Raw genomic sequence first — 1,425 nt, 5'->3', positions numbered from 1 at the left:
GAGACTGTAAAATAATTTGTGTAAATGAATTTTTAAGTTAATCAAACTCATAAAATCTGTCCTTAAAATAGATTGAAAAATTTGAAAGAACAATAGCCCAATTTCTAATGGGCATAGTCCATTTTTTAGATAAATCTCTGTAAGCTAAGAATAACATTTTTTTAAGGGCATCGTCATTTGGAAAGATCGATTTAGATTTTGTTACTTTTCTGAATTGGCGATGCAATGTTTCAACAGCGTTTGTCGTATAAATAATGGTTCTGATTTCTTCTGGATACTTAAAAAATGTGGCAAGATTGTTCCAATTGGTTTTCCATCCTCTAATTGCTAAAGAATATTTTTTACCCCAGTTTAATTCCAATTGCTCGAGATTTAACAATGCTGCCTCCTCGGTTGGTGCTTTGTATACCTCTTTGAGTTCTTTTATAAATTGTTTTTGATCTTTTGAGGCAATATACTTCAATGTGTTTCTAATTTGATGAATAATACAAAGTTGGATTTCTGTTTTCGGGAAAACAGAATTTATTGCTTCAGGAAAACCTTTTAATCCATCGACACAAGCAATGAAGATATCTTCAACACCACGATTTTTTAACTCTGTTAGTATATTGAGCCAAAAATTAGCTCCTTCGGCTTCTCCTACCCATAAACCAAGTAAGTCTTTTTTCCCTTCAATATCAATTGCTAAACAGGTATAAGCCGCTTTGGATATAACTTTTCTTGATTCATCACGGATTTTGTAATGTATTGCATCAAAGAATACTATAGGATATTTCTTCTCCAACGGCCTATTCTGCCATTCTTCTGCAAGGTGAATGATTTTACTGGTAATATTTGATATGAGCGTAGGACTCATATCAATTCCGTAGAGTTCGGTAATATGAGTTTGGATATCCCTTGTGGTCATACCTTTAGCATACATAGAAATTATTTTATCTTCGATGGGTCCAATTGTCTTTTCATACTTCTTAACAATTATGGGGTCAAACTCTCCATTACGATCTCGAGGAACAGCAATCTCTATTTCTCCGTTATCGTTCTTTAGAGTTTTATATGTTTTACCATTTCTGCTATTACCACTATTCTTACCTTCGGGTGAATACTTTTCATATCCGAGATGTTCAGTAAGTTCAGCTTCGAGCATTTGTTCCAGAGTTGTTTTGATGAGTTTCTTTATAGCTCCATTTTTACCCATCAAGTCTTCATAGGTTTTTACTGTTTTAAGATCGGCTTTTAATTGTTCGATCATTTCTTCTGTTAGTTCCATTGGTTATGTCTCCTTTCAGATTTTCGTTAATAGTAATTAATTTTTTCCATAAATGAAAATCCCATCTGGATTTTCGCCAAGTTAAGTGCTGTTCCGCGCTCCACAGCACTTAACTAATTTCTTACTTTAACCATTTACACAAAACTCTTTACACACCC

Annotated in this window: 1 protein-coding gene; it reads right to left on the bottom strand. The window is 33.4% G+C overall.

What is annotated here, in order from left to right; all coding sequences use genetic code 11:
- Positions 1-37: 37 nt before the first annotated feature.
- The gene (locus V7P59_RS12750; protein ID WP_333810535.1) at positions 38-1,267 is read right to left on the bottom strand and encodes an IS256 family transposase; all 1,230 of its coding nucleotides are present in this window, start codon (positions 1,265-1,267) and stop codon (positions 38-40) included.
- Between the last annotated feature and the right edge of the window lie 158 nt (positions 1,268-1,425).

The organism is Flavobacterium sp. (assembly GCF_036782315.1).
In the GTDB taxonomy this organism is placed as follows: domain Bacteria; phylum Bacteroidota; class Bacteroidia; order Flavobacteriales; family Flavobacteriaceae; genus Flavobacterium.
This window is presented reverse-complemented; position numbering and strand designations above follow the sequence as displayed.

Bases quoted from the DNA above. Each gene is read 5' to 3' on its own strand.
- V7P59_RS12750 (WP_333810535.1), bottom strand. From the start codon at position 1,267: ATGGAACTAACAGAAGAAATGATCGAACAATTAAAAGCCGATCTTAAA.